Here is a 23,825-nt window from a genome sequence, read left to right as displayed (position 1 = left end):
CGTCCGGGCCGCTTGTTGGTAGCGGGGGCAGGATTTGAACCTGCGACCTCTGGGTTATGAGCCCAGCGAGCTACCGAGCTGCTCCACCCCGCGCCGCTGTCTTGCACGTCAACCATAGCGCGGTGCTCGCCGGATCTGCAAAGCGGCCCCGTCACTCCGCCTGTTTGTCCTCGATCGTCCCGGGCATCCGCACTCCATGACGAACTCGTTCCGCAAGGGTGACAAGGTGAGCTGGAAGAGCCACGGCGGCGAGGCCGTCGGCACGGTCGAGAAGAAGCTCACGAGCGACACCGAAGAAGCCGGGCGCACCGTCCGGGCCAGCGAAGACGACCCCCAGTACCTCGTCAAGAGCGACAAGAGCGGGGGTACCGCCGTTCACAAGCCGTCCGCCCTGAAGCGCGCGGAATGACTGAACAGCCTGATCAGGCCCACCAGCGACCCGACGGCGTGGACGACGACACAGTCGTCGCCGTCGGGAAGCTGAGTGAGGCGCTGGAGACGATCGAGCAGGCTCGCGGGCACCTCTACGCGCTGCACCAGCTGACCGGCCACGCCGACCTCATGCTCGACGAGGCCGCGGATCTGTTGCGCCGGGCCGGCCACGACAAGCTCGCGGATCGCGTGGAGACCGAAATGATCGGTCGGAACGTGATCGAAGGCCGATGGACGTTCCAGATCGTCGAAGACTTCGACGACGGCTATTACGCGGCGTTCCGCGGCCTGGAGAGCGACGCGCGCAATGAATTGCTCGCCGGGCGTCGGCACGTCTTCGAATCGGAAATGAAGGAACGGCGACGCACGCACGGGCGCCGACATCACGAAGCCCGTCCCTGTCCCTGAATGCACGGAAGCCCCGCTCGATTCCGAGCGGGGCTTCGTGCATTTCAGGTCAGCCGGTTGGCCGTGGAGCGGGGCTGGCGCTGGACCTGGCCCGCGCCGCCTGCCACGCGTTGACCGCGTTCTGCAGGTCCTGGGTGGCCTTACCGATCGCGGCCAGGTCACCAGTCCGTTGCGCGGCCTTCAGGTCGGCGTTGGCCTTCTCGACCGCCGCCGCAGCGGAGTCCACGTTGCCCGGTGCCGGTGCCTGGGTCGGTGCGGGAGTCGCCGGTGTGTTCGGGCTGGCCGAGGTCGACGGCGATGGGGTCGCGCCGGGCGATGGAGACGTCCCTGGCGACGGCGTCGTCGTGGGTCTGTCTCCCGGCGCCTGTCCCTCGGGTGCGTCCTGGGACGCCCCCGCGCCGAACAGGTTGTCCAACGCACCGCCCAACGTGGACTGGTACGCGACCTTTTCCCCGTAGAGCATCAGCACGTTCTGGAACAGGGGGATGGAATCCTGCCCGCTGGCTCTCTGGTAGATCGGTTCGACGTAGAGCAACCCGCCAGCCACCGGCAACGTCAGCAGGTTGCCGTACACGACTTGCGAGTCGCCCAGGTCGAGCACGTTGAGACTGTTCCGGACCGTGTCCTCGCTTCGCATCTTGTTCTGCGCCTGCGTTGGACCGGAGATCTGCGAGTCACCCGGTAGCTCCAACATCTGGATCACCGGTTTGTAATTGTCGTCGTAGTGCGCGCTGATCAACGCCGTCAGGTTGTTCCGCCGGTTGGCGACCATGGGCGTGGTGATCTGGAACGTTGGCTTCGCCTGGTCCGGCCACTGCGCGACGACGTAGAACGGCGGCTGCTTCCCGCCGCGGCCCGGCGTCGGGTCGTCCGGCACCTGCCAGAAGTCCTGCCCGTTGAAGTAGTCACCCGCGGTGCTGACATGGTACTTGGCGAGCAGCGAGCGCTGGACCTTGAACTGGTCCTCCGGGTACCGGAAGTGCGCGGCGAGCTCCGGCGGGATGTCCTTCTTCGGCTTCACGATGCCGTCGAACGCCTTGTTCCACGCCTTCAGCACCGGGTCGGTGTCGTCGAACTGGTAGAGCGTGACCGTGCCGTCGTAGGCGTCGACGGTGGCCTTCACCGAGTTCCGGATGTAGTTGATCTGGTCGTTCTGCTGCGCGACGGTGCCTGCGCCCGTCCGCGAATCGACGGCGGTGGCGCCGAGCGTCTCACGCTGGGAGTACGGGTAGAAGTTGCTGGTCGTGTAGCCGTCGATGATCCACTGGATGCGGCCGTCGACCACTGCCGGGTACGGGTCACCGTCCAGCGTCAGGAACGGGGCGACCTTCTCGACCCGCTCGCGCGGGTTCCGGACGTACATGACCTTGGAGTTGTCGTTGAGCGCGCTGGAGAGCAGGAAGTTGCGCTCCCGGAAGTACAGCGCGAACAGCGCCTTGCGCGTCAGCGAGTCGACGGCGACGCCGCCCTTGCCGTCGTAGGTGAAGCTGACCTGCTCGCTCTCGTCGCCACCGGACGTGGTGGGACGGTCGAACTCCCGGTCGCTGCCACCGGGCGCCTTGCCGACCACCGCGTAGTCGCTGGCCAGCTCGCCGTAGTAGATCCGCGGCTGGCGCACCGGGTTGTCGGCGTTGAACGCGGCCCGCAGCTTCGTGCCCTGCTGGTCGGACTGCTCGCTCTCGGCGGTGGGTGCGTCACCGAGCGAACCGGAGACGAAGTACGGCTGCCCGGCATCGGTGACCTGGTTCGCCGGTGCGGCGACGAAGCCGTTGCCGTGCGTGTAGTTCAGATGCAGGTTGATCCAGTTCTGCTGCTGCTCGTCCAGCCGGCTGGTGTCCATCTCGCGCAGGGCGACGATGTAGTCCTGCAGCTGATCGTCGACCGTGTACTGGTCGATGTCGAGGCTGGAGTTGAAGCGGTAGAAGGACCGGACCTGCTGGAGCTGCGTGAACGTGTCCGAGAGCACGTTCGGGTCGAGCAACCGCGCGTTGGGGACCGTGCCGGATTCCTGCGCGACCGATTGCGCGGTCGCCGTGGTGTTCGGCGCGTAGTTCTGCCGATCGATGTCGTCGATGTCGTACGCATCCCGCGTCGCCGCGATGCTGCGCTCGATGTAGTCGGCCTCGCGGTCGATCGCGTTCGGCCGGATCGTGAACTGCTCGGCCAGCGCCGGTACGGCGCCGCCGATCACGACCGCGGAGATGCCGAGCAGGATCAGCGCCATGGCCGGTGGGAGCACCCGCCGGAAGCCCAGGTTGGCGAAGAAGACCAGCGCACAGAGCGCGGCTATCCACAAAAGGATGTTCTTCGCCGGTAGCAGGAACTCGATGTCGGCTGCCGAGGCTCCGTGCGTCTTCGTCGCGTCGTTGTAGCCGAACAGCATCCCGAAGCGGTCGAAGTAGTACGCCACGGCCTTCAGCGCGACGAACAGGCCGAGCAGGACCGACACGTGCCCGATCACCGCGGTGCCCAGGCGTCCGCCCGAGCCGGCCTGCAGCCGGATGCCGCCGAACAGGTAGTGGACGACGAGCGCGCCGATCACCGAGAGCACGATCGCGGTGAACGCGACGCTGAGCACGTACCGCCAGAACGGGTACTCGAACACGTAGAACGAGATGTCCCGGCCGAACTGCTCGTCCTCCTGGCCGAACGGCGTGGAGTTGAGGAACAGCAGCCAGGTGTCCCACTGGCCCTGGGCCGACAGACCGGTGATGACGCCGACGACCGCACCGGCGGCCAGCGTCAGCAGGCCGAACCGCGGCGCGATGGCCATCCGGTACCGCTCGAGGTTCTGCTGCTCGAGCGACATCGGCGCGAAGATCGGCCGCAGCCGGTACGCGATGTAGAGGTTCGCGGCGACGATCGCACCGGTGACCACACCGAAGAGGACGAACAACAACAGCTTGGTTTGCAGCTGCGTCGACAGGACCCGGGTGAGGCCGATCTCGTCGTACCAGAGCCAGTCGGCGTAGAGGCTGCTACCTGCAGTGAGCACGAACAGCAGCACGACGGCCGACACGAGAACGATGACGACACGCCGGGCGCGTCGGCTCACCGACGGCAGCGGCGAACGCATGACCACGGGCATCTCCCGGTGTGGATTGCAATAAAGCGTGGAGGTAAACCTACCTTGCATCTACCAGGCGCCAGGGCTCGGACCGCGCCTGTCACAGCTCCGTGCCAGCATTGGGCCCATGACCGACGTCCACTCCGGCGTGAACGGGGTTCCACTCCCCGACCCCCTGCACGCCGTCGTCCTCGAGCTCGAACGACACGCTGACGCGGGCGGCTGGGACCAGCCGCCCGCGCTCTACGCCCTCGTCGACACCGCCGAACTGCTCGCTGCCGAACCCGCGCTGGCCGATCAGGTCGGGCTCTCCCCGGAGAACCTCGAACCCGGGTCGATCACGCCGGTCGAGCAGGAGTCGATCGGCGACGCGCCGCTCGACGAGACGCTGGCCCGGATCGCCTGGCCGGAGTCGGTGCTCGGCTGTGCGCTCGTGCAGGAGGTGCTGGTGCTCCCACCCGATGCCGAGGACGACCGGCCCGACGACGCCGACCCGGTCGAGTGGGCCGCCAACCACGCCGACCGGCGTGAGGTGCGGATGGTGGCCGGTGTGCTGCGCGACGGCACGAGCGCCTGCGCACTGCGGATGCGGCCGAGCGACCCGTCCGAGCCGACCGAGGTCGTCTACGGCGCCGACCTGGCCCCGAACCTGGTGGTCGCGCTCCGCGCGACGCTCGACTAGCAGCCGCGTGGGTGGCGGTTCGCGCGGATCTCGGTGAGGGCGGTGAGAGCCTCGTCCAGCGTCTGCACGCGCGCGAGCTCGAGCCCCTCGGGTGCCGCGTCGACCGCCTCCAGGCAGTTGTCGGCGGGCACCAGGAACGTGGTCGCACCGGCGCGCTTGGCGGCCACCATCTTCTGCGCGATGCCGCCGATCGCGCCGACGTTGCCGTCGTCGTCGATCTCACCGGTGCCGGCGATGAACTTGCCGCCGGTGAGGTCCTCCGGCTTCACCTTGTCGATCACGGCCAGCGCGAACATCAGCCCGGCCGACGGGCCGCCGATCTTGTCCAGGTCGAACGAGACCTGGAAGGGGTGCGGCTGCTCGTCCTTGGTCTCGATCTTCAGCAGCGGGCGCCCGTCGTCGTCGCTCTTCGCGAGCGTGATCGACGCCGTGCCCTTGGTCGTCCCGCGCTGGTAGCCGATCTTGACGACCTTCGTGGGCTGCTTGGTGGCCAGCAGCGCGCGCAGTTTCGCACCGCTGGTGACCACCGTGTCGTCGACCGACGTCAGGATGTCGCCGACCGCGAGCTTGCCGGTGGACGGCGACCCCGGCGCGACCTTGGAGACCGTGACCTTCACCGGGAAGCCGAGCTCCCGGAGTGCCGCGGTCTCCGCCGAGGTCTGCGAGTCCTTGAACGCCTGGGCGTTCTCCTGGTTGACCTGCTGCCGGGACTCCCCCGGCGGGTAGACGACCTCGCGCGGCACCACCGCGACCGTGCCGTCGAGCCAACCCACCAGCGCGTTGCCGAGGTTCAGGTCGGGGCTCACCGACACCGTGGTGAGGTTCAGGTGACCCTTCGACTTGCTGGTGGGCGTGCCGGTGACCGTCACGATCTCGTGGCCGTCCCGACTACCGAGCGTGTTCACCGTCGGACCGGGCCCGAGCGCGACGTAGGGTACCGGGAGCAACGCCATTCCGAGCGAGAGCAACAACGCGAGAATGGCGCCAACGAACACCGTCAAGCCGCGCCGCAACATCATGGGCGCCAGCGTATCCGCCGCCGTCTCACCTTCGGGACCGCCGGTTACGACGCGCCCTGCGCACCAGCGCCGCGGTGCCGACCAGCGCGACCGAGACGCCCGCCGCGGCGCCACCGGCCACCGCCGCGCCCTTCACCGTGATCCGGAGCGGCAGCAGCGGCCGCCCCTGCGCCCAACTGCTCAGCGCGTCCTCGTTGGTGTACGCCGGCTCCCATCCGGCGGCGCGCAACTTCTCGGCGTCGACCGCCCACGGGTGCATCAGGTAGTCCAGCTGCGTCGCCGGATCACCGCTGACGCCCTGCGCGTGCAGGCGGGTCGCGGTGCCGACCGCGGCCTCGGCCGGGAGCTCAACCCGGCGGCGGCCGAGGATCCGCTCGACCTCGGACTGCTCCAGCCAGCCCTCCGAGCCGACGTTGAGCGGCCCGGTGAGCCGGGTGAGCACGGTGGTGAGCACCGCACCGGCCAGGTCCTCGGTGTGGCAGAACTGCCAGATCGGCTTGGTGCCCCGCACGACCAGCAGCCGCGGTCCGTCGAGCGCACCGCCCGCCGGGCGGTCGATCCCGCGCCCGACCACCACGGCCGGACGTAGCAGCGCGGTCTCCACCTGGGGGTACATCCGGCCGGCGCGGGCGGCGAACTCCTCCACCGCGAGCAGGTCGTCCAGCGCGCTGCCGTCGGGCCGGGCGCGGACCGGTGCTCCGTCCGGAAGCGGCACCGGGTTGTCGGCGAACGCCCCGTACACGCGCGCCGACGACAGCAGCACGACGTGGCGGATGCCGGTGGCCGCGGCTGCCGTCAGCGCGACCGAGGCTCCGGTCACCGTGCGCCGACGCTGCTCGGCACGGTCGAGCGACGGGTCGTCGGCCACCGCCAGGTGCACGAGCGTGTCGACCTTGTGCAGGGCCGAGGCGAGCGTGGGGTCGGTCGGGTCGGCCTTGCGCCACCGGACGGTGGGGACGCCCGGCTTTTTCGCGTCGAGCGCAATTACTTGCCGAATTCCCTCAGCAGTGGCCAAACGGCGACAGATCGCCTGGCCAATCGGGGAGGCCGCCCCGGTGACCGCCACGGTGAGTCCCGCGGAGGGGGCCGCAGCGGCACGCGCGGCACGAAGGGGACGGGTCATCGCGGGCCTACCGGAGATACGGTTGACAGCATGGTGAGCCAGTCATGACCGACATTCCGTTCGGCTTCGCGCTTCCGGGGGGTCAACCCAACCCCAACGACCCGCAGTGGGCAGCGATGATGGCTCAACTGCAGCAGATCCTCTCGTCGTCTCAATCTGGCGGAACGGTCAACTGGGACCTCGCCAAACAGGTCGCCACCGGGCTGGCGCGGGAGAGCGACCGCTCGCTCACCGCAACCGAGCGCACGGAGGCCGTCGACGCGCTCCGACTCGCCGACGTGTGGCTCGACCTCGTCACCAGTCTGCCTTCTGGTGTCTCACATGCGGTGGGGTGGAGTCAGCTGGAATGGATCGACGCCACGATTCCCGCGTGGAAGCGGCTGTGCGATCCACTCGCCGAGCGGGTCGTCGGCGCGATGAGCAAGATGCTGCCCGAGCAGGCGGCGGCGCAACTCGGTCCGATGACCGGGATGCTCGCCGGCATCGGCGGCATGATGTTCGGCGGCCAGGTCGGCCAGGGAATCGGGCAGCTGTCCGGTGAGGTGCTCACCTCGTCCGACATCGGGCTTCCGCTGGGGCCCGCGGGCACCGCGGCGCTGCTGCCGACCAATCTCGCGAAGTTCAGCGAGGGGCTCGAGCAGCCGCTCGACGAGATCCGGCTCTACGTCGCGCTGCGCGAAGCGGCGCACGCCCGGTTGTTCGGGCACGTCAACTGGCTCCGATCGCACGTCCTGGACGCCGTCGACGCCTACGCGCGCGGCATCCACGTCGATCCGGAGACGATCGAACGGGCGATGACCGAGATCGACCCGAACGACCCCGAGTCGATGCAGCAGGCGCTGAGCGGCGGGATGTTCACGCCCGAGGACACGCCCGCGCAGCAGGCGGCGCTGGCTCGCCTGGAGACCGCGCTCGCGCTGGTCGAGGGCTGGGTGTCGCACATCGTCGACACGGTGGCGGCCGAGCGGTTGCCGGGTGCGGCTGCGCTCACCGAGACGTTCCGGCGTCGCCGGGCCGAGGGTGGACCCGCCGAGCAGACGTTCGCGACGCTCGTCGGCCTGGAGCTTCGTCCGCGCCGGCTGCGCGACGCCGCGACGCTGTGGAACGCGCTGCTCGAACACCGCGGAGCCGAGGGACGCGACGCCGTCTGGGGCCACCCCGACCTGGTGCCCACCTCGTCCGACCTGGACGACCCCGAAGCCTTCGCCCGCAACGAAAACGACGGCCCGGATTTCGACATCTCAGACCTCGACAAGCTGTAGCCCCGCCAGGGGCGCCCAATTCGCACGAACCTGGAGCCCGCTCAGGGCGACGCTGCCGATCGGGCGGCAGGACGCCGCGTAGAAGTGATACTCAAGTCCTGCCGCCCGCTCGGCAGCGTCGTTCTGAGCGGGCCGCTCACGCCCCCAGGGCGGGGTCGCCTTCGTCGCTGAGGTCGAGGGAGGCGGCGGCGGCTACGCCCTCGAGGTAGCCCCGGGCCCGCTGGGCCCGGGGGTAGCGCTCGACCAGCTCCCAGAAGTCCTGGCCGTGGCCAGGGATGCGCAGGTGCACGAGTTCGTGCACCAGGACGTAGTCGATCACCCAGTCGGGCATCCCGCGCAGCCGCGAGGAGAGCCGGATCGTTCCCTCGGCCGGCGTGCACGAGCCCCAGCGGCCGCGCTGGTTGCTGACCCAGCGGACGCTGACCGGACGGACCTCGTCGTCGAGGTAGGCCGAAGCCAACCGGAGCGCGCGCGCCTCAAGCTCCGCGTCACCACGCGGTCGGCGGGAACGACGGTCACGCGCGTCGAGGCGGGCGAGCATCTTCTTCACCCACTCGCGCTCCTCCACGGCGCTGAAACGCGCAGGGATAAGCACGACGACCGTGTCACCATCGCGGTACGCCGCGACCGTGCGGCGCCGGCGCGCGCTGCGCCGGACCTGCACGGAGATCTGGTGTCCGGGGTCCATGAAGGCACGCTAGCCCTCGACCGGCCGGTCCGTCAGCCGTGTCGTCAATCCTGTGGACAAGCCTCCTCCACAGGGTGGATGTCCTCCGCGATCGCTGTCACAGGCAGCAGTTGATCGGTCCTGACGTTGACGCCGGGGGCGGTCGCGGCCTAGCGTCACAAGAGCCCCTGCGACGACCGTCTGCCCCGCCACATGGGGAAGGTGACGGGACCGGCGCCGTCCAGGGGCCCTTTCCATGCCTGGAGCACTTCTCCATCGGTGTAATTTTCCCGGCGAGCCTCCAGCCGGTTATGCCCGTTTTGCCGGATAAGGTCGGTCGACCCGGCGGACCTGACCTCCGTCGGCCGACCATGTCCAGCCGAGGAGGCACTGTGGCCGACACGTACAACGGCTACTGCGTGAAGTGCAAGGAGAAGCGCGACTTCGAAGGTGAAGTCTCGACGAGCGAATCCGGGCGCCGGATGGCGAAGGGCTCCTGCCCGGTATGCGGAACCAAGATGAACCGCATCCTCGGCAAGGCCTGATTTCTCCGCACCTCTCGCGGGCGGCCCGTCGTCAGGCGGGCCGCCGCTAGCACCACCCTGTGGACGGCCGGCGCGGCGCCACCGCAAAAAACGGCACGCTCGACCCCATGCGTCCGCTCCTCCTGCCCGCACTGTCCCGGCTCTGGCGGGACGCCACCACGCTGCAGCTCGGTGTCGATCCCGAGCGCGCGGTCGTCCTCACCGCCGTCGACCCCGGCGTCGCCACGTTCCTCACCGCTCTCGACGGCCGCCGTCCGCTCCGCGACGTACTCGCCGCCGCTCCGGCCGGGCTCGCGTGCGAACACCTGATCCAGCTGCTCGTGGCCCGCGGCGCGGTCGTCGACGCCGATCGGCTCACCCCGCGCGCCGCGCCCGACGCCGACGCCGACCTCCCGCCGCTCCCGCCGGAGCTGGCATCCGCCCTGCTCACGCACGGCTCGGACGCCGTGGACCGGATCGGGTCGCGGCGGCGCGCACACGTGCTGATCCGCTGTCGCGGGCGCGTCGGGCCGGTGGTCGCCGCACTGCTGGCGGCCGGCGGCGTCGGCCGGGTCGTGATCTCCGGCACGGGTGTCGTGACACCCGACGACGTCACGGTCGGCGGTCTGCGTCCGGACGACATCGGCCGTCCCTACGTCCTGGCGGCGATCGACGCGGCGCGCCGGGCGTCGTCAGTGGTCGACACCACGCCCGCGGACGGAGCGCCGGACTTCGTGGTGCTCGCCGCCGGACCGGTCCCGCTGCCCGCCGACCGGGTGCGCTGGATGGCCGAGCGCATCCCGCACCTGCCGGTACTGCTCCGGGACGGCGTCGCGATCGTCGGCCCGCTCGTCCTGCCGGGCCGCACCGCGTGCCTGACGTGCGTCGAGACCCATCGCCGCGACCGCGATCCGGCCTGGCCCGTGCTGGCAGCCCAGCTCGCGACCGACCGCCGTCCGGAGCTCGCCGAGGCGGTCGTGGTCAGCACCGCCGCCGCGCTCGCGGCCACCGAGGTGTTCGGCCGGTTGGAGGGGGTCGCCACCGCCGCGATCGGCGTTTCGCTGGAGGTCGGGCCGCCCGGAGTGCCGCTGCGGCACCGCGTCTGGACGCCACACCCGCAATGTGACTGCCTCCGCGACGGGCAGGTCCGGACGGAGCGCGCGACAATGGTCAGGTGACCGACATCCCCCGGCGGGCGTTCACCCGCACGGCCAAGCTCGCGGCTCTGCCGTTGGGGATGGCGGGCCGCGCCACCCTCGGCCTCGGCAAGCGTATCGGTGGTGCCCCGGCCGAAGCCGTCGCCCGCGAAGTGCAGCAACGTACCGCTGAGCAGCTCTTCAGCGTCCTGGGCCAGCTCAAGGGCGGGGCGATGAAGTTCGGCCAGGCGCTGTCGATCTTCGAGGCGGCGTTCCCCGAGGAGATCGCGAAGCCCTACCGCGTTGCGCTCACCAAGCTCCAGGAGGCCGCGCCGCCGATGCCGGCCGCCACCGTCCACGGCGTGCTCGCCGAGGAATTGGGGCCCGAGTGGCGCAGCAAGTTCCGTGATTTCGACGACACTCCGGCGGCCGCGGCGAGCATCGGGCAGGTGCACCGGGCGGTCTGGTCGTCCGGCCGGAACGTCGCGGTGAAGATCCAGTACCCCGGCGCCGGCCCGGCGCTGCTCGCCGACCTCAACCAGCTCGGACGCCTCGCCCGCCTGTTCACGGTGCTGCAGCCGGGCCTCGACATCAAACCGCTGGTGGCCGAGCTCAAGGCACGCGTGGCCGAGGAGCTGGACTACCAGCTGGAGGCCAAGGCCACCCGCGCGTTCGCGAAGGCGTTCCGCGACGATCCGGAGATCGCCGTGCCGCGGGTGCTGGCGGGCACGTCGCGGGTGCTGGTCACGGACTGGATCGACGGCACACCGCTGTCCGAGGTGATCGCGAACGGCTCGACCGAGCAGCGGAATCTCGCCGGCGAGCGGATGGCCGTGCTCCACTTCTCGGCACCGGCGCGAACGAAGCTGCTGCACGCCGACCCGCACCCGGGCAACTTCCGGCTGCTGCCCGACGGGCGGCTCGGAGTACTCGACTTCGGTGCTGTCGCGCGGCTCCCGAACGGCCTGCCGGAGCCGGTCGGCCGGCTCGCGCGGCTCGCTCTCGAAGGCGACGCCGAGGGCGTGCTCGAAGGGCTGCGTGACGAGGGGTTCGTGAAGCGGGACGCCGACGTCGACGCGAAGGAGCTGCTCGAGTACGTGCGGCCGATGCTCGACCCGATGGCCGAGGACGAGTTCCAGTTCTCGCGGGCCTGGCTCCGCAAGGAGGCGACGCGCCTCGGCGATCCGCGCAGCTCCGCCTACCAGCTCGGGCGCCAGCTCAACCTGCCGCCGTCGTACCTGCTGATCCACCGGGTGACGCTCGGGTCGATCGGGGTGCTCTGCCAGCTCGAGGCCAAAGCGCACTACCGCTCGGTCGTCGAACGCTGGCAGCCGGGCTTCGTCGCGCCCGAGCCCTCGGAATGAGAAAAGCCCGCCCCTGCGAGCAGGGGCGGGCTGATGGTTCGACCGATGAACTCTTTTCAACCTCATGCGCCCCCGCCAGCTGAGCGGGCCTCGCAGGGTCGGTCGAAAAGAATTCACTCAGAGGCGGTCCCGAAGGCGAGAAGCAGCCGCGGCTACGACGCGGGCCGGCCGACGGGCGCCCAGACGGGCGCGTCGCGGCGCGGCCTGTTGCATTCGGGATCGGGCCAGGGCTTCGTTCAGAAGTAACATCTCGAAACTCCAGGTCGGTTCGTGGTTCAAGGCTGTGCTCATCTCGGGCGCTGCGGGGTAGGGGGCGTGTCCGCGACCGATCCGACCGGATCGGTGGTGCGCGGTGTGGGCGCGGCTCATCAGGCCGCGACCGTGTTCTTGCGCGGACGACCACGGGGCCGCTTCCGTGCGATCACGGCACCGCGCTCGAAGATTTCGCCTCCCCAGACACCCCACGGCTCACGCCGCTCCAGCGCACCCTGCAGGCACGCTTCGCGCAGTGGGCACTCCTGGCAGTGGGCCTTCGCCAGTTCGAGGTCAGCGGGAGTTTCCGCGAACCACAGCTCAGGGTCTTCCCGCCGGCAGGGCAGCGCTTCATCCGGGTCGATCACCCCGAGGTCCGGGGCGAGATCGATTGCCGTCATGACCGGATCTCCTCTTCCGTCGTGCATGTTGTTGTCAGTCGGTTGGACGGGGACAAACAAAAAGGCCGTGGATCCCGGTGTGGGATCCACGGCCTCGAGGAGTGCCGCCGGTCTTTTAGACCGGTTCACCTCGAGGCGGAGATCCCGCTCGACCCTCGACACGCGTGGCGTCGACACTGAGCTGGGTCTGAACCTGGGTACCGAAGGACTCGACTGCATCAGCCGAGGCCGCCATGAGGGCAGAGTTCTGCCCCATGACCTGATTCGTGTGCTGCGCTGCGCAGACGACATGCGCATACGCAGGCGCGCCGGCCGGCGCGATCCGCTTCCGCGCTGCGTCGTTGCTCATGGCTTTGCCGGCTCCGAGAGCCGACGGACCATCAGCGAGGCGCCACGACGGCATGGCGGTGCCCGGCAGCAACGGAGTCACGATGCGAATCACTGGGACCACCACCCTTCGGTGCGCTAACTGTGCTTCTGTCGAGCACAGGCCCTGCCGAGACCAGACTCCTGGCATCGGCGCGCCAGTTCCCCGGCGCACAGGCAGGTTAAGCCCGGGTCGGGTGCCTGGCCAACCTATTTTTCGGCCAGACCTCGACAGCTGTCTGCCACCCGACAGTCAGCACGGCGCGCCGCGCCCGACACGCCGATGAATCCGGCCTAAAAAGCCGTCAATCTGCTTCAGAAATTGTCACCAGAGATGCCGGATCCGCGCCGCCGACGATCGCCAGCAGCGCCTCGCCGTACAGATTCAGCTTGCGCGGCCCCACACCGGCGATCTCGGCCAGCTGCGCTCCGCTGGACGGCTGCTGCTCGGCCACCGCGGTCAGCGTCGCGTCGGTGAAGATGACGTACGGCGGCAGCTTCTGCTCACGGGCCAGCGCGCCGCGCCACGTCCGGAGCCGCTCGTACAGTTCCTCGTCGTAGTTGGCGGGGCATTCCCCGCAGCGACGCAGCTTGCGGTGCGTCGGGTCGAAGAGCGCGACCCCGCAGATCCGGCAGGTGGGCAGCGATCGCGACGCGGGGCGGGCACCCGCCTTGGGCGCCGGCGCCACCGACGTGCCCGGAACACCGGCCGGGAGGGCCGCGGCGGGCAGGAACCGACACGGGCGCCGGCTTCCCCGACCGCCCGGCGAGCGGGCCGCGGCCCACGACAGCCAGAGGTGTTCGCGCGCCCGCGTGACGCCGACGTAGAGCAGCCGACGCTCTTCCTCCAGCTGCGCGGGAGTCTTGGCGTGCGTGATCGGCAACGTGCCCTCGGCCAGGCCGACCAGGAACACCGCGTCCCACTCCAGGCCCTTCGCCGCGTGCAGCGAACCGAGCGTGACGCCCTCCACCGTCGGAACGTGCTGCGCGGTGGCCCGAGCAGCCAGCTCGTCGATGAAGCGGGGCAACCCCACTTCCGCGGGGACGTCGGCTCCGACCGTCTCCTCCGCGAGCCGGAGCAGGGCGGCGAGCGCCTCCCAGCGCTCGCGGGCGGCCCCGCCGGCCGGCGCCGTGTCCGGACGCCAGTCCAACCCGGACAGGGCGGCCTTCACGGCGTCCAGCGTGGACATCGTGTGCCCGTCCGCCGCGTCGGCCTCCGCGGCCCGGGACGCACCGCGCAGCAGCATCATCGCCTCGCGGACCTCGGGCCGTTCGAAGAACCGCTCGCCGCCGCGCACGACGTACGGCACGCCGACGTCGGCCAGCGCCTGCTCGTACGTCTCGGACTGCGCGTTCGTGCGGAAGAGCACGGCGATCTCCGCCGCGGACACCCCGGAGCGCAGCAGCTCGCGGCACCGGGCCGCGACCGCACCGGCTTCGGCCGGCTCGTCGGGGTAGTGCGAGACGCGCGGCTTCGGGCCGGGCGCGCGCTGGCCGACGAGCTGCAGACGAACCGAAGCCTCGACGCCCTTCCCGGCGGCGATCACGTCGTTGGCGAGGCTCACGACCTGCGGCGTCGAGCGATAGTCACGCTCCAGGCGGATCACGACCGCGCCGCGGTGCCGGCGCGGGAAGTCGATCAGGTAGGACGCGCTGGCGCCGGTGAACGAGTAGATCGTCTGGCTCGCGTCACCGACGACGGTCAGGTCGTCGCGTCCGCCGCACCATGCCTCGAGCAGCCGCTGCTGCAGCGGGTTCACGTCCTGGTACTCGTCGACGACGAAGTGCCGGTACTGCGCACGGATCTGCTCGGCGACGTCACGGTGGTCCTCGATCGCCCAGATCGTCGCGCGCAGCAGGTCTTCGAAGTCGATGACCCCCATCCGGCGTTTGAGCTGCTCGTAGCCGGAGTACACGGCGGCGACCTGGTCGGCCGGCAGCGGCGTCTCCCGGGCCGCGTCGGTGGCGGCGCCCACGTAGCTGTCGGGCTCCACCATCGCCGACTTCGCCCACTCGATCTCGGACGTCAGATCGCGGACGCCGGTGCGGTCGAGTTTCACCTGGGCACGCGACGCTGCCTGCCCGACCACGCGTGCCTTGCTCTCGAGCAGATCCGGCATCGCCCGCCCGTCGAACACCCGGGGCGCGAAGTACCGCAGCTGACGCAGGGCCGCGGCGTGGAACGTCCGCGCCTGGACGCCGGAGACTCCGAGCGCGCGCAGCCGCCCCCGCATCTCTCCTGCCGCCCGCGCAGTGAATGTCACGGCGAGTACATGATTAGGGGCAGTTGTCTGGGTCAACACTCCATGAGCGATGCGATGTGTGATCGCCCGGGTCTTGCCGGTACCCGCACCGGCGAGAATGCAGACCGGTCCGCGGGGGGCGAGCACCGCCGCCCGCTGCTCGTCGTCGAGACCCTCCAGCACGAGAGCGGGGTCAACGGACGTGGCGGGGGTGACGGTCACCCGTCCGATACTGCCACTGCGCGGTCGGCGGGAAGGCTCCGTCCCCAGGCGGTGTTACGTCTCCGGTGTCTCAGCAGAGAGGACGTTCGCAATGAGCACGTTGACGATGTATTCGACCACTTGGTGCGGTTACTGCCGTCGGCTCAAGAGCCAGTTCGCGCGCGAGGGCATCGAATACAACGAGGTCGACATCGAGCTGGACCCGAAGGCTGCCGACTACGTGATGAGCGTCAACGGCGGCAACCAGACGGTTCCGACCGTGCAGTTCCCCGACGGCTCAGCGCTGACGAACCCGAGCATCGCCGACGTCCGGGCCAAGCTCGGCCGCTGATTTCGACCCGGTGGCCGGCGGATCGTCCGCCGGCGCCGGGGCGGGCGGTAACGCCCACCCCATCGCACGGCTAGCCGACATCGCGCCCGGCACCGCGCCGCCCGCCAGCCGGCCGGCGCCTCCCGCGTCGGGCCTGGTCGGCTTCCCCGGGATCGTCATCGGACGCCCGCGACCGGCGAAAACCAGGTAGACGGCCGCCAGCGCGGTCCCCCCGGCCATCACGCCGAGCAGGTAGCGGTAGTCGATCATCGACACCAGCAGGGCTCCCAGCGCGACCGACACGGTCTGCGGGATCCCGATGATCAGGTAGGCGGCAGTGGTGACCCGCCCCATCAGCGGGCCGCTGGCGCTGCGCTGCAGGCTGGTGACGAATCCCACCAGCACCAGCGGCAGCCCGAACCCGGCGAGCACCACACCAGACGCGAGCAGCGGTAACCAGGGTGCGACCATCATCACCGCGCCGATCGAGAACGTCGCCAGGCCGAGCACGACCGTGCGCACCTCCGCGGCGCCGCGGATCAGCACCGTCGCCGCGAACCCGCCGACGACGGCTCCGATGCCCTGGATCGCGACCACCACGCCGACGAACTCCGGTGGGCGGCCCAGCGACTCGACGATCGCGAACACCACCGACTCCGCGATGCCGACGACCAGCAGCGCCATCGCGAGCGCGACAGTGACGTGGAACAGCGGCCCGGACCGCCATAAAAAACGGAGGCCCGCGACCAACTCCTCCCGTATCGACTCCCGACGCACGACCGGTTCGGGCTCGGCGACGACCAACGCGCTCAGCGCGATCGCGGCGCCGACGAACGTCACCCCGTCGAGCACCGCCACTCCCCCGCCGCCGACCACCGCGTAGAGCGCGGCTCCGGTGAGCGGTGCGACCAGCCGCAGAGCCTCCTTGACCGTCTGCAGGACCGCGTTCGCCGAGCCCAGTGCGTGCTCCGGCAGCATCTCCTTCAGCAACGCGTTCAGCGCGGCGATGTGCAGCACGAGCAACGTGCCGTACAGCGTCGCCACGGCGTAGATCAGCCAGACGTGCTCGGCCGAACGCACGGCCAGTAACGGCAGCACCGACAGCGCCGAGCAGAGGTTCGTCACGACCAGGAACGGTCGGCGGCGGACCCGGTCGACCAGCCAGCCGCCCAACGGCCCGACGAGCGACGGCAGCGCGACGAAGACGAGCGTCAACCCCGCCATGCCGTTGCTGTCGGTCAGTTCCTTCACCCAGATCGCCAGCACGAGCAACATCGCGGAGTCGCCGAACATCGACAGCGACTGCCCCGCGAAGAGCAGCCGGAAATCCGACCTCCGTAACAGCACGGCGAGCTTCATCGTCACCCCCGGTCGTGACGGCATACCGGTCAGCCACGACCGTCCACGTGGGCGAATCTAGTCGTCCGATATCACCCGTTCAACGCGTTCAGCGCTATCGGAGTACGTTTGGGCAGGTGAGCGAGCTGACCGAACACCCGGTTCCGGTTAGTCCGGAAGCCCTGGCCGAGCTCCTCGCCGAGCTGTGCCTGAGCGCGGGCAACCACCTGCGGGTGGCGATCGACGGCGCGGACGCGGCCGAGCCCGGACAGCTCGCCGACCGGATGGTGGCGCCGTTACGGGCCGGCGGCGCGGAGGCGGTCCGGGTCCACGCCGACGACTTCCTGCGCCCGGCGTCGCTGCGGTGGGAGTTCGGCAAGACCGACCCCGACTCGTTCTACGACCTCTGGCTGGACGCCGGTGGGCTGACGCGCGAGGTGCTCACGCCGTGGACAGCGGGTGAGCGGTACCTGCCGGCACTCTGGGACGCCACCGCCGACCGTGCGGCGCGTGCCGACTACCGGCCGGTGCCGCCGCGTGCCGTGCTGCTCGTCGACGGGCCGCTGCTGCTCGGGCGCGGCCTGGCGTTCGACCTGGCGGTGCACGTCCGGCTGTCGGACGGCGCGCTCCGGCGGCGGACACCGCCGGAGCAGTCGTGGACGCTCCCGGCGTTCGAGCGGTACGTCACGGAGGTCGCGCCGGAGGCGATCGCCGACGTGGTGGTCCGGGCGGACGACCCGCGCCGCCCCGCAGTGGTCGTCAGGGCCTAACGGCGGGTCAACACAGAGCCGGCGATGATCCCCGCGGTCGCGACGGTCGCCGCGACGGCCCAGATCAGCGCGAGCCGGGTCGCGGTTCCGGCGCGGCGCACGACGCCCTGGTCGGGGTCGGTGAGGCGCACCGCGGTGGACTTCGTCGACGACGCCGACGGCCATGTATAGACCGTGTACGTCACGTCCTGGACGCGGTCGGGGCTCGGCGACGGCGTGACCTCGGAGGGCCGCACGACGACCGGATCGGCGCCGGGGTCGTCCTGGCCGGCGGCCAGCGTCGCGCCGGCCGTGCCGCCGACGACCACCGCGGTCATGAGTACGCCCGCCGCGACCCGGCGAACCACGGGAGCGGTCCGCCGGACCTCCGGTGCCGGTAACCGCACTGCCCGCGGCTTCGGTGGAACAACAGTTCTCTGCATCGCTGCTCTCCCCTACGTGATGAGGGGCCGCCCCGACGAGAGAGGGGGCTCACCGGGGCGGCCACATCAAGACAGAGCAGCGGGCAGAGGCCCTGATACAACGACTTACCGACGTTCGTCCCGCCAGCCGGTCAGCAGTTCGTGGGCGATCGAGAGCGGAGGGGGAACGATCGGTGCCTTGCCCGGTCCCCGGCCCCGCAGCTCACCGCGGGTGAACCAGCGGGCGTCGGCCAGCTCGACCTCCTCGACGGTGACCGTCTGGTCGGAGTCGGCCAGCGCGTAGAAGCCCAGCATCAGCGACGCCGGCAGCGGCCACGCCTGGCTCGCCAGGTACGTGCACTCGCGGATGCGCACGCCGGTCTCCTCGGCGACCTCGCGGAACACCGCGGCTTCGGCGGCCTCGCCCGGCTCGACGAACCCCGCCACGCACGAGTACCGGCCTTCCGGCCAGGTGAGCCCCCGCGTCAGCAGGCACCGCCCCTCGTCGCCGGGCACACCGTCGTGCACCAGCACGATGATCGCCGGGTTCGTGCGGGGATACACGACCTCGGAACCGTCGACCGCCTCGGCTTCCCAACCCCCCGCCCGCCACCCCAGGCGGGTGCCCGTCCGAGGGCCGTAGCGGTAATCGCGGTGCCAGTTCGCCAGGCCGATCGCCTCGGTGAGCAGCGCCGACTCCAGCGGGGACAGCTGCGCGCCCACGTCACGCAGGCTCGCGGGACGCCGATCCGCGTCGGTCACCGAGGGCAGCTCGGTGAGCAGCGCGAAGTACGGCACGCCGTCTTCCTCGGCCAGGAACAACCGCTCCTCGTCGGAGATCGTCGCCGGGCTCTCGGCGGCGAACCAGACCAGCCGGGGCGCTTCCGGGGGGCCCTCGACCAGCACCCGGCCCTTCTCGTCGAGCAGCAGGATGCGCGCGCGGGCCCAGGCGGCGTCGAGCCAAGGCCCGTCGAGCCGGTGGTGCGCCGCCCGTTCGGGCATCGCCCGTCCCAACGCCAGCTGACGCCACACCGGCAGCTCGGCGTCGATCGGCGGGGAAACGGCGTTCGTCGACCAGTCGTCGGTGCGGTCCGGAATTCCCTCCGCGCCCTCGGTCTGCTCGGGACCGCCCTGTCCCGTTCCGGTGGTCGTCACGACCGCTCGACCGCACCGAGCGCGCCCAGCGGTCCGGCCACCAGGCCGGCGTCGCCCAGGACGACGGTGACCCCACCGGACGGCGCGAGGTGACTCGCTGCCGCGGCGGCGACCTCGTCCAGCGTCACCTTCGCCAACCGGATCGGATGCTCGGCCAGCCAACTGAGATCCAGGCCGGTCCCGGCCAGCGCGATCAACATCCCGGCGAGCCCGGCCTGCGACGAGACCGACAGCGCCAGCGTTCCGATCGCGTACTGACGGGCCTGCTCGAGCTCCTCCGCGGTCGGCGGCAGCGTGGCCATCCGGCCGAGCTCGTACTGGATCTCGAGCATCGCCGGCGCCGTGACCTCGGTCGCCACGTCGGCGCTGACCAGCGTCAACGACCCCGCGGCCGAGTGGTCGACGCTGGAGTGCGGCGAGTACGTGTAGCCCTTGTCCTCGCGGATGTTCTCCACCAGCCGGGAGGAGAAGTAACCGCCGAAGATCAGGTTCGCGAGCTGGAACGCCGCGTAGTCGGCGTGGGCCCGCGGCAGCGCGGGCAGCGCCATCCGCAGCGACGACTGCACCGAGCCCGGCCGGTCGACGAGCAGCAGCGGCCCGACGGTCAGCGGCGGCGTCGGCGGGGTACGGTGCGCCGACCCGGTCGGCGACCAACCGCCCAGCGCGTTCTCCACCAGGTCCAGCGTGGCCGCCGGTTCGATGTTGCCGACGAGCACCAGCACGCTGCCCACCGGGAGCACCCGCTCGGCGTGCAGCGCCTGCACCGCCGACGACTCGATCGCGCGCACCTCGTCGGGCTCGGGCGTCTCCACCGCGTACGGGTGGCTGCCGTAGACGCGACGCAGCAGCGCCCGGCGGACCGCCTGCCCGGGCTGCGAGAACGCGATCTGGATGCGGTCGGCGAGCCGGTCGCCCTCGGTGCGCACCTCCCGCTCGGGGTAGGTGGCGCTGCTCAGGACCTCGTTCAGGATCTCGAGCAGCCGGCCCAGCCCGTCCGAGAGCGTGTTGCCGGAGACGACCAGGCGGTCGGGGTCGACGCCGACCGACAGCCCGCCGCCGATCTTCTGCAGCTCGGCGGCCAGCTCGACGTTGGTGTGCGCGTCAGTGCCCGACAGCAGCGTGTTCGCGAGGACGGCGGAGACCGGCACGTCCGCACCGGCGGCGGCGCCGGCGAACGGAATCCGCAGCCGGAGCTCGACCAGCGGCACGGTGCCCCGACGCACCGCGACGACACGCAGGCCGCTGGTGAGCGTGCGCTCGGCGACCTCGGGCTCGGGCAGCGCCCGGGGCTCCTCGAGACCCGGGACGGTGCGACGTGGGGCGGCGTGCGACGGGCTCACTGGGCGCTCCCGGGGACCAATTCGAGTACGGCACGGCGGGACGGACGCAGCATCTGCGCTGCGGCGACCACCTGCTCGGCGGTGACCTCGGCCAGCAGGTGCGGGAGGTCGTTGATCAGTTCGGCCCGACCGCGCTGCTGCTCGAGCACGGCGATCGAGAGCGTGCGGCCGAGGACGGCGTCGACCTCGCGGAGCAGGTGCGCGGCGAGGCGCGCCTGCACCCGGGACAGCTCGCCCGGCGCCAGACCGGACCCGGCCAGGCGCTCGAGCTCCTGGTCGATCGCGGTGATGACGGTGTCGGACTGCACCGACGGCGGGAAGTGCACCTGCAGCAGCAGCGCGGTGGGGTCGCGGACGTCGAACGGGTCACCCATGAAGCCGAGGTAGCCCGAGACGCTGGTGGCGATCGCGTCGGTGAGGACGAGCCGCTCCTGCAGCCGGGAGGCGTCCCCGTCGGTGAGGACCTCGGCCAGCACCACGTACGGCAGGTAGGCCGCGAGGTCGTCGACCGGGTCGGGCACGCGCCACGCCATCGCTACCGCGGGCAGCGGTGCCATCGCGTCGTGGTGGACGGCCCGCCGCTCCGAGGTGAGGTCGGGCTCGGCGAACGTGGGCCGAGTCGGCACGGGCCGCGCTTCGACGTCGCCGAAGTGCCGTTCGATCAGCGCGGTGGCACCTGCGACGTCCAGGTCGCCGCCGACCGCCAGCACCGCGTTGCCCGGCGCGTAGTACGTCGAGAAGAAGCTCTGGGCGTCCTCGACCGTCGCGGACTCGAGGTCCTCGAAGGACCCGTAGCCGTCGTGCGCGTTGGCGAACGTGTCGAACATGACCGGCGGCAGCAGCAGCCAGGGGAACCCGCCGTAGGGGCGGTTCTTGACGTTGACCCGAATCTCCTCTTTCACCACCGCGATCTGGTTGGCGAGGTTCTCCTCGGTCAACTCGGGCCGGCGCATCCGGTCGGCCTCGAGGAAGAGCGCGCGCTCCAGCGCGTTGCTGGGCAGCGTCTCGTAGTAGTCGGTGTAGTCCAGGTGGGTGCTGCCGTTGAACACGCCGCCGGACGCCTGCACGTACCGGAAGTGCGCGAGCTTCTCCAGGTTCTCCGACCCCTGGAACATCAGGTGCTCGAAGAGGTGCGCGAACCCGGTGCGGCCCTGCGGCTCGGATCGGATGCCGACGTCGTAGACGACCCCGACCGCGATCACCGGCGCGGACCGGTCCGGCGTGAGCACGACGCGAAGGCCGTTGGGCAACGTGAACCGCTCGACCGGAAAACCGGTGGCGGGAATCGTGACCGGCGCGCCGGCAGAGGTGGGTGCAGACACGCTCCCGACCCTAGCCCGTGTGTTCACCGAAGCTCGACCTAGCCACTCCTAATCGATGCAGAGCGCTGACCTCGACGAATGACTCACATCAGTGCTTACCCGTCAGTACCGTGTGCCGCATCACATGCCGGGGGCGAAGGAGCGCGCAGCATGACCGTCACCGTGGACACCGGGCACCGCTCGATCGGCCAGCTCTTCCGCGCCCAAGTGGCGAGAAATCCGGAGGGCCGGGCGTTCTCCGGACCGGCGCCGATCAGTACGACGATCGCCGGCGGCGCCATCGGAACCACGCGCCTGACCTGGCAGGAGACCGCCGAACAGGTCTACGCGCTGGCCGCGGGCCTGGTCGAGCTCGGCGTCGCGCCCGGTGACCGCGTCGCGATCGCGTCGGGCACCCGGATCGAATGGATCCTCGCCGACCTCGCCGTGATGTGCGCCGGTGGCGCCACCACGACGATCTACCCGACGACGGAGCCCGGGGACGCGTCGTTCATCCTGGCCGACTCCGGCAGCGTCGTCCTGTTCGCCGAGGACGACGCCCAGCTGACGAAGTTCCTGGGCAAGATCGACGACCTGCCCGACCTGCGGGCGATCGTCACGTTCGACCAGCTCGAGACCGAGGCCACCGACGGCCCCGAGGTGCTCTCGCTCGCCGAACTGCTGGACCGCGGCGCCGAGCGGCTCGTCGCCGAACCGAAGCTGATCGAGCAGCGCATCGACGGCATCGAACCCGACGACCTGGCCACGCTCGTCTACACGTCAGGCACCACCGGCCGGCCCAAGGGCGTCCGGCTGGTGCACGCGAACTGGATCTGGGAGTCCGACGCGCAGGCCGACCTCGGCATCATCGAGGAAGGCGACCTGCAGTACCTCTGGCTGCCGATGGCGCACGTCTTCGGCAAGGTGCTGCTCTGCGCGCAGCTGACGCTGGGCTTCGAGAGCTATGTCGACGGCCGGGTCGACAAGATCGTCGAGAACCTGCCGACCGTGCGGCCGACGGTGATGGCCGGCGTCCCCCGGATCTACGAGAAGGTCTACAACCGGGTCCGCACGATGGCGCAGGACAAAGGCGGCGCCACCTGGAAGATCTTCAACTGGGCGCTCGGCGTCGGACGCGAGGTCGTGGCGCTGCGCGAGCAGGGCAAGGAGCCGTCGGGCCTGCTCGCGGTCAAGTACGCGGTCGCCACCAAGCTCGTGTTCAGCAAGCTGCAGACGCGGTTCGGCGGGCGGATGCGCGGCATGATCTCCGGCGCCGCGCCGCTGTCCCGCGAGGTCGCGGAGTTCTTCCACGCGGCGGGCGTCCCGATCTACGAGGGGTACGGGCTCACCGAGACGACCGCCGGCTCGTTCGTCAACCGGCCGGGCAAGTTCAAGCTGGGCACTGTCGGGCTGCCGCTCGGCGACCTCGAGGTCAAGATCGCCGAGGACGGCGAGATCCTGCTGCGCGGCGGTGGCGTCATGCACGGCTACCACCACAAGCCGGAGGAGACCGCGGCGGTCCTCACCGAGGACGGGTGGTTCCACACCGGTGACATCGGCGAGCTCGACGGCGGGTACTTGCGGATCACCGACCGCAAGAAGGACCTGGTCAAGACGTCCGGCGGCAAGTACGTCGCGCCCTCGTACATCGAGGGGTTGTTCAAGACGATCGTTCCGCAGGTCAGCCAGGTGATCGTGCACACCAGGAACTTCTGCACGATGCTGATCACGCTCGACCCGGACGAGATCACGACGTGGGCGCAGGGCGCGGGCCTGGAGTCGCTGTCGGTGGCCGAGCTCTCCAACCACCCGCAGGTGCGCGCACACGTGCAGACCGGCGTCGATCAGCTCAACGGGCAGCTCAACCGCTGGGAGACCGTCAAGGCCTTCGTGATCCTTCCGCACGACCTCTCGGTCGACAACGGCGAGATCACCCCGTCGCTCAAGGTGCGCCGCAAGTTCGTCGAGGAAAAGTACGCCACCCAGCTAGACGCCCTCTACAGCTAGCGCGCCACAGGCGCGCAAGTGAGCTTGAACCTGGA

The 23,825-nt window shown here is 70.5% G+C and carries 21 protein-coding genes and 1 tRNA gene; 10 read left to right on the top strand and 12 right to left on the bottom strand.

Annotated features, from left to right (window positions below):
• Window positions 1–16: 16 nt before the first annotated feature.
• Window positions 17–93 (bottom strand) — tRNA-Met (locus ACGFY5_RS41155).
• Window positions 94–196: 103 nt separating this feature from the next.
• On the opposite strand from ACGFY5_RS41155, the gene ACGFY5_RS41150 reads away from it, so the two are divergent.
• Both ACGFY5_RS41150 and ACGFY5_RS41145 read left to right on the top strand, forming a co-directional pair.
• Complete coding sequence (locus ACGFY5_RS41150; RefSeq protein WP_392729777.1) at window positions 197–409, top strand: DUF2945 domain-containing protein; 213 nt, start codon at window positions 197–199, stop codon at window positions 407–409.
• Window positions 406–840 (top strand): hypothetical protein, encoded by a 435-nt coding sequence (locus ACGFY5_RS41145; protein WP_392729775.1) that lies wholly within the window; start codon window positions 406–408, stop codon window positions 838–840. The genes ACGFY5_RS41150 and ACGFY5_RS41145 overlap by 4 nt, the downstream gene beginning before the upstream one ends.
• Before the next feature lie 49 nt (window positions 841–889).
• Here ACGFY5_RS41145 and ACGFY5_RS41140 read toward each other — a convergent pair whose 3' ends face one another.
• Window positions 890–3,916: a UPF0182 family protein gene (locus ACGFY5_RS41140; RefSeq protein WP_392730055.1), complete on the bottom strand. Its 3,027-nt coding sequence runs from the start codon at window positions 3,914–3,916 to the stop codon at window positions 890–892.
• Window positions 3,917–4,034: 118 nt separating this feature from the next.
• Here ACGFY5_RS41140 and ACGFY5_RS41135 point away from each other — a divergent pair, with 118 nt between their 5' ends.
• A complete protein-coding gene (locus ACGFY5_RS41135; RefSeq protein ID WP_392729772.1) occupies window positions 4,035–4,589 on the top strand; it encodes a PPA1309 family protein in 555 nt (184 codons plus the stop codon).
• On the opposite strand, the gene ACGFY5_RS41130 is transcribed toward ACGFY5_RS41135, so the two are convergent.
• Together ACGFY5_RS41130 and ACGFY5_RS41125 are read right to left on the bottom strand one after the other, a co-directional pair.
• Window positions 4,586–5,605 (bottom strand): PDZ domain-containing protein, encoded by a 1,020-nt coding sequence (locus ACGFY5_RS41130; RefSeq protein WP_392730052.1) that lies wholly within the window; start codon window positions 5,603–5,605, stop codon window positions 4,586–4,588. The two genes, ACGFY5_RS41135 and ACGFY5_RS41130, sit on opposite strands and share 4 nt — an antisense overlap.
• Before the next feature lie 28 nt (window positions 5,606–5,633).
• Window positions 5,634–6,731: an NAD-dependent epimerase/dehydratase family protein gene (locus tag ACGFY5_RS41125; RefSeq protein WP_392729770.1), complete on the bottom strand. Its 1,098-nt coding sequence runs from the start codon at window positions 6,729–6,731 to the stop codon at window positions 5,634–5,636.
• A gap of 44 nt (window positions 6,732–6,775) precedes the next feature.
• Between ACGFY5_RS41125 and ACGFY5_RS41120 the strand changes: the two genes are divergently transcribed.
• Complete coding sequence (locus ACGFY5_RS41120; RefSeq protein ID WP_392729769.1) at window positions 6,776–7,993, top strand: zinc-dependent metalloprotease; 1,218 nt, start codon at window positions 6,776–6,778, stop codon at window positions 7,991–7,993.
• A 136-nt stretch (window positions 7,994–8,129) separates the two neighbouring features.
• Here ACGFY5_RS41120 and ACGFY5_RS41115 read toward each other — a convergent pair whose 3' ends face one another.
• Window positions 8,130–8,681, bottom strand: a complete 552-nt coding sequence (locus tag ACGFY5_RS41115; RefSeq protein ID WP_392729767.1) for a M48 family metallopeptidase — start codon at window positions 8,679–8,681, stop codon at window positions 8,130–8,132.
• 350 nt (window positions 8,682–9,031) lie between these two features.
• Between ACGFY5_RS41115 and ACGFY5_RS41110 the strand changes: the two genes are divergently transcribed.
• The 3 genes from ACGFY5_RS41110 (at window position 9,032) to ACGFY5_RS41100 (ending at window position 11,684) form a co-directional block, all read left to right on the top strand.
• The gene (locus ACGFY5_RS41110) at window positions 9,032–9,205 is read left to right on the top strand and encodes a DUF5679 domain-containing protein (protein ID WP_392729766.1); all 174 of its coding nucleotides are present in this window, start codon (window positions 9,032–9,034) and stop codon (window positions 9,203–9,205) included.
• A gap of 107 nt (window positions 9,206–9,312) precedes the next feature.
• Window positions 9,313–10,362, top strand: coding sequence for a TOMM precursor leader peptide-binding protein (locus tag ACGFY5_RS41105; RefSeq protein WP_392729764.1), 1,050 nt, complete (start codon window positions 9,313–9,315; stop codon window positions 10,360–10,362).
• Window positions 10,359–11,684, top strand: coding sequence for an ABC1 kinase family protein (locus ACGFY5_RS41100; RefSeq protein ID WP_392729762.1), 1,326 nt, complete (start codon window positions 10,359–10,361; stop codon window positions 11,682–11,684). The genes ACGFY5_RS41105 and ACGFY5_RS41100 overlap by 4 nt, the downstream gene beginning before the upstream one ends.
• Before the next feature lie 368 nt (window positions 11,685–12,052).
• Here ACGFY5_RS41100 and ACGFY5_RS41095 read toward each other — a convergent pair whose 3' ends face one another.
• Window positions 12,053–12,337, bottom strand: a complete 285-nt coding sequence (locus ACGFY5_RS41095; RefSeq protein WP_392729760.1) for a WhiB family transcriptional regulator — start codon at window positions 12,335–12,337, stop codon at window positions 12,053–12,055.
• Window positions 12,338–13,008: 671 nt separating this feature from the next.
• Window positions 13,009–15,168, bottom strand: coding sequence for an ATP-dependent DNA helicase UvrD2 (locus ACGFY5_RS41090; protein ID WP_392729758.1), 2,160 nt, complete (start codon window positions 15,166–15,168; stop codon window positions 13,009–13,011).
• Window positions 15,169–15,259: 91 nt separating this feature from the next.
• Here ACGFY5_RS41090 and ACGFY5_RS41085 point away from each other — a divergent pair, with 91 nt between their 5' ends.
• Window positions 15,260–15,499 carry a mycoredoxin gene (locus ACGFY5_RS41085; protein WP_392729755.1) on the top strand — a complete coding sequence of 80 codons (240 nt, stop codon included), beginning with the start codon at window positions 15,260–15,262 and terminating at the stop codon, window positions 15,497–15,499.
• Here ACGFY5_RS41085 and ACGFY5_RS41080 read toward each other — a convergent pair.
• Window positions 15,446–16,861, bottom strand: a complete 1,416-nt coding sequence (locus ACGFY5_RS41080) for an MFS transporter (protein WP_392729752.1) — start codon at window positions 16,859–16,861, stop codon at window positions 15,446–15,448. The genes ACGFY5_RS41085 and ACGFY5_RS41080 overlap by 54 nt on opposite strands.
• 92 nt (window positions 16,862–16,953) lie before the next feature.
• On the opposite strand from ACGFY5_RS41080, the gene ACGFY5_RS41075 reads away from it, so the two are divergent.
• On the top strand, window positions 16,954–17,586 hold the full coding sequence (locus ACGFY5_RS41075) for a uridine kinase (protein WP_392729750.1): 633 nt from the start codon (window positions 16,954–16,956) through the stop codon (window positions 17,584–17,586).
• Here the strand turns inward: ACGFY5_RS41075 and ACGFY5_RS41070 are convergent.
• The 4 genes from ACGFY5_RS41070 to ACGFY5_RS41055 form a co-directional block, all read right to left on the bottom strand.
• Window positions 17,583–18,008, bottom strand: coding sequence for a hypothetical protein (locus tag ACGFY5_RS41070; RefSeq protein WP_392729748.1), 426 nt, complete (start codon window positions 18,006–18,008; stop codon window positions 17,583–17,585). The two genes, ACGFY5_RS41075 and ACGFY5_RS41070, sit on opposite strands and share 4 nt — an antisense overlap.
• A gap of 105 nt (window positions 18,009–18,113) precedes the next feature.
• Entirely contained in the window at window positions 18,114–19,142 is a 1,029-nt protein-coding gene (gene nudC / locus ACGFY5_RS41065; protein WP_392729746.1) for an NAD(+) diphosphatase, read from the bottom strand.
• Complete coding sequence (locus ACGFY5_RS41060) at window positions 19,139–20,482, bottom strand: M16 family metallopeptidase (RefSeq protein WP_392729743.1); 1,344 nt, start codon at window positions 20,480–20,482, stop codon at window positions 19,139–19,141. The genes nudC and ACGFY5_RS41060 overlap by 4 nt, the downstream gene beginning before the upstream one ends.
• Window positions 20,479–21,804: a M16 family metallopeptidase gene (locus ACGFY5_RS41055; protein WP_392729741.1), complete on the bottom strand. Its 1,326-nt coding sequence runs from the start codon at window positions 21,802–21,804 to the stop codon at window positions 20,479–20,481. The genes ACGFY5_RS41060 and ACGFY5_RS41055 overlap by 4 nt, the downstream gene beginning before the upstream one ends.
• A 150-nt stretch (window positions 21,805–21,954) precedes the next feature.
• Between ACGFY5_RS41055 and ACGFY5_RS41050 the strand changes: the two genes are divergently transcribed.
• Window positions 21,955–23,790, top strand: a complete 1,836-nt coding sequence (locus tag ACGFY5_RS41050) for an AMP-dependent synthetase/ligase (protein WP_392729738.1) — start codon at window positions 21,955–21,957, stop codon at window positions 23,788–23,790.
• The last annotated feature ends 35 nt before the right edge of the window (window positions 23,791–23,825 follow it).

The organism is Cryptosporangium sp. NPDC048952, assembly GCF_043197895.1.
In the GTDB taxonomy this organism is placed as follows: Bacteria; Actinomycetota; Actinomycetes; order Mycobacteriales; family Cryptosporangiaceae; genus Cryptosporangium.
This window is presented reverse-complemented; position numbering and strand designations above follow the sequence as displayed.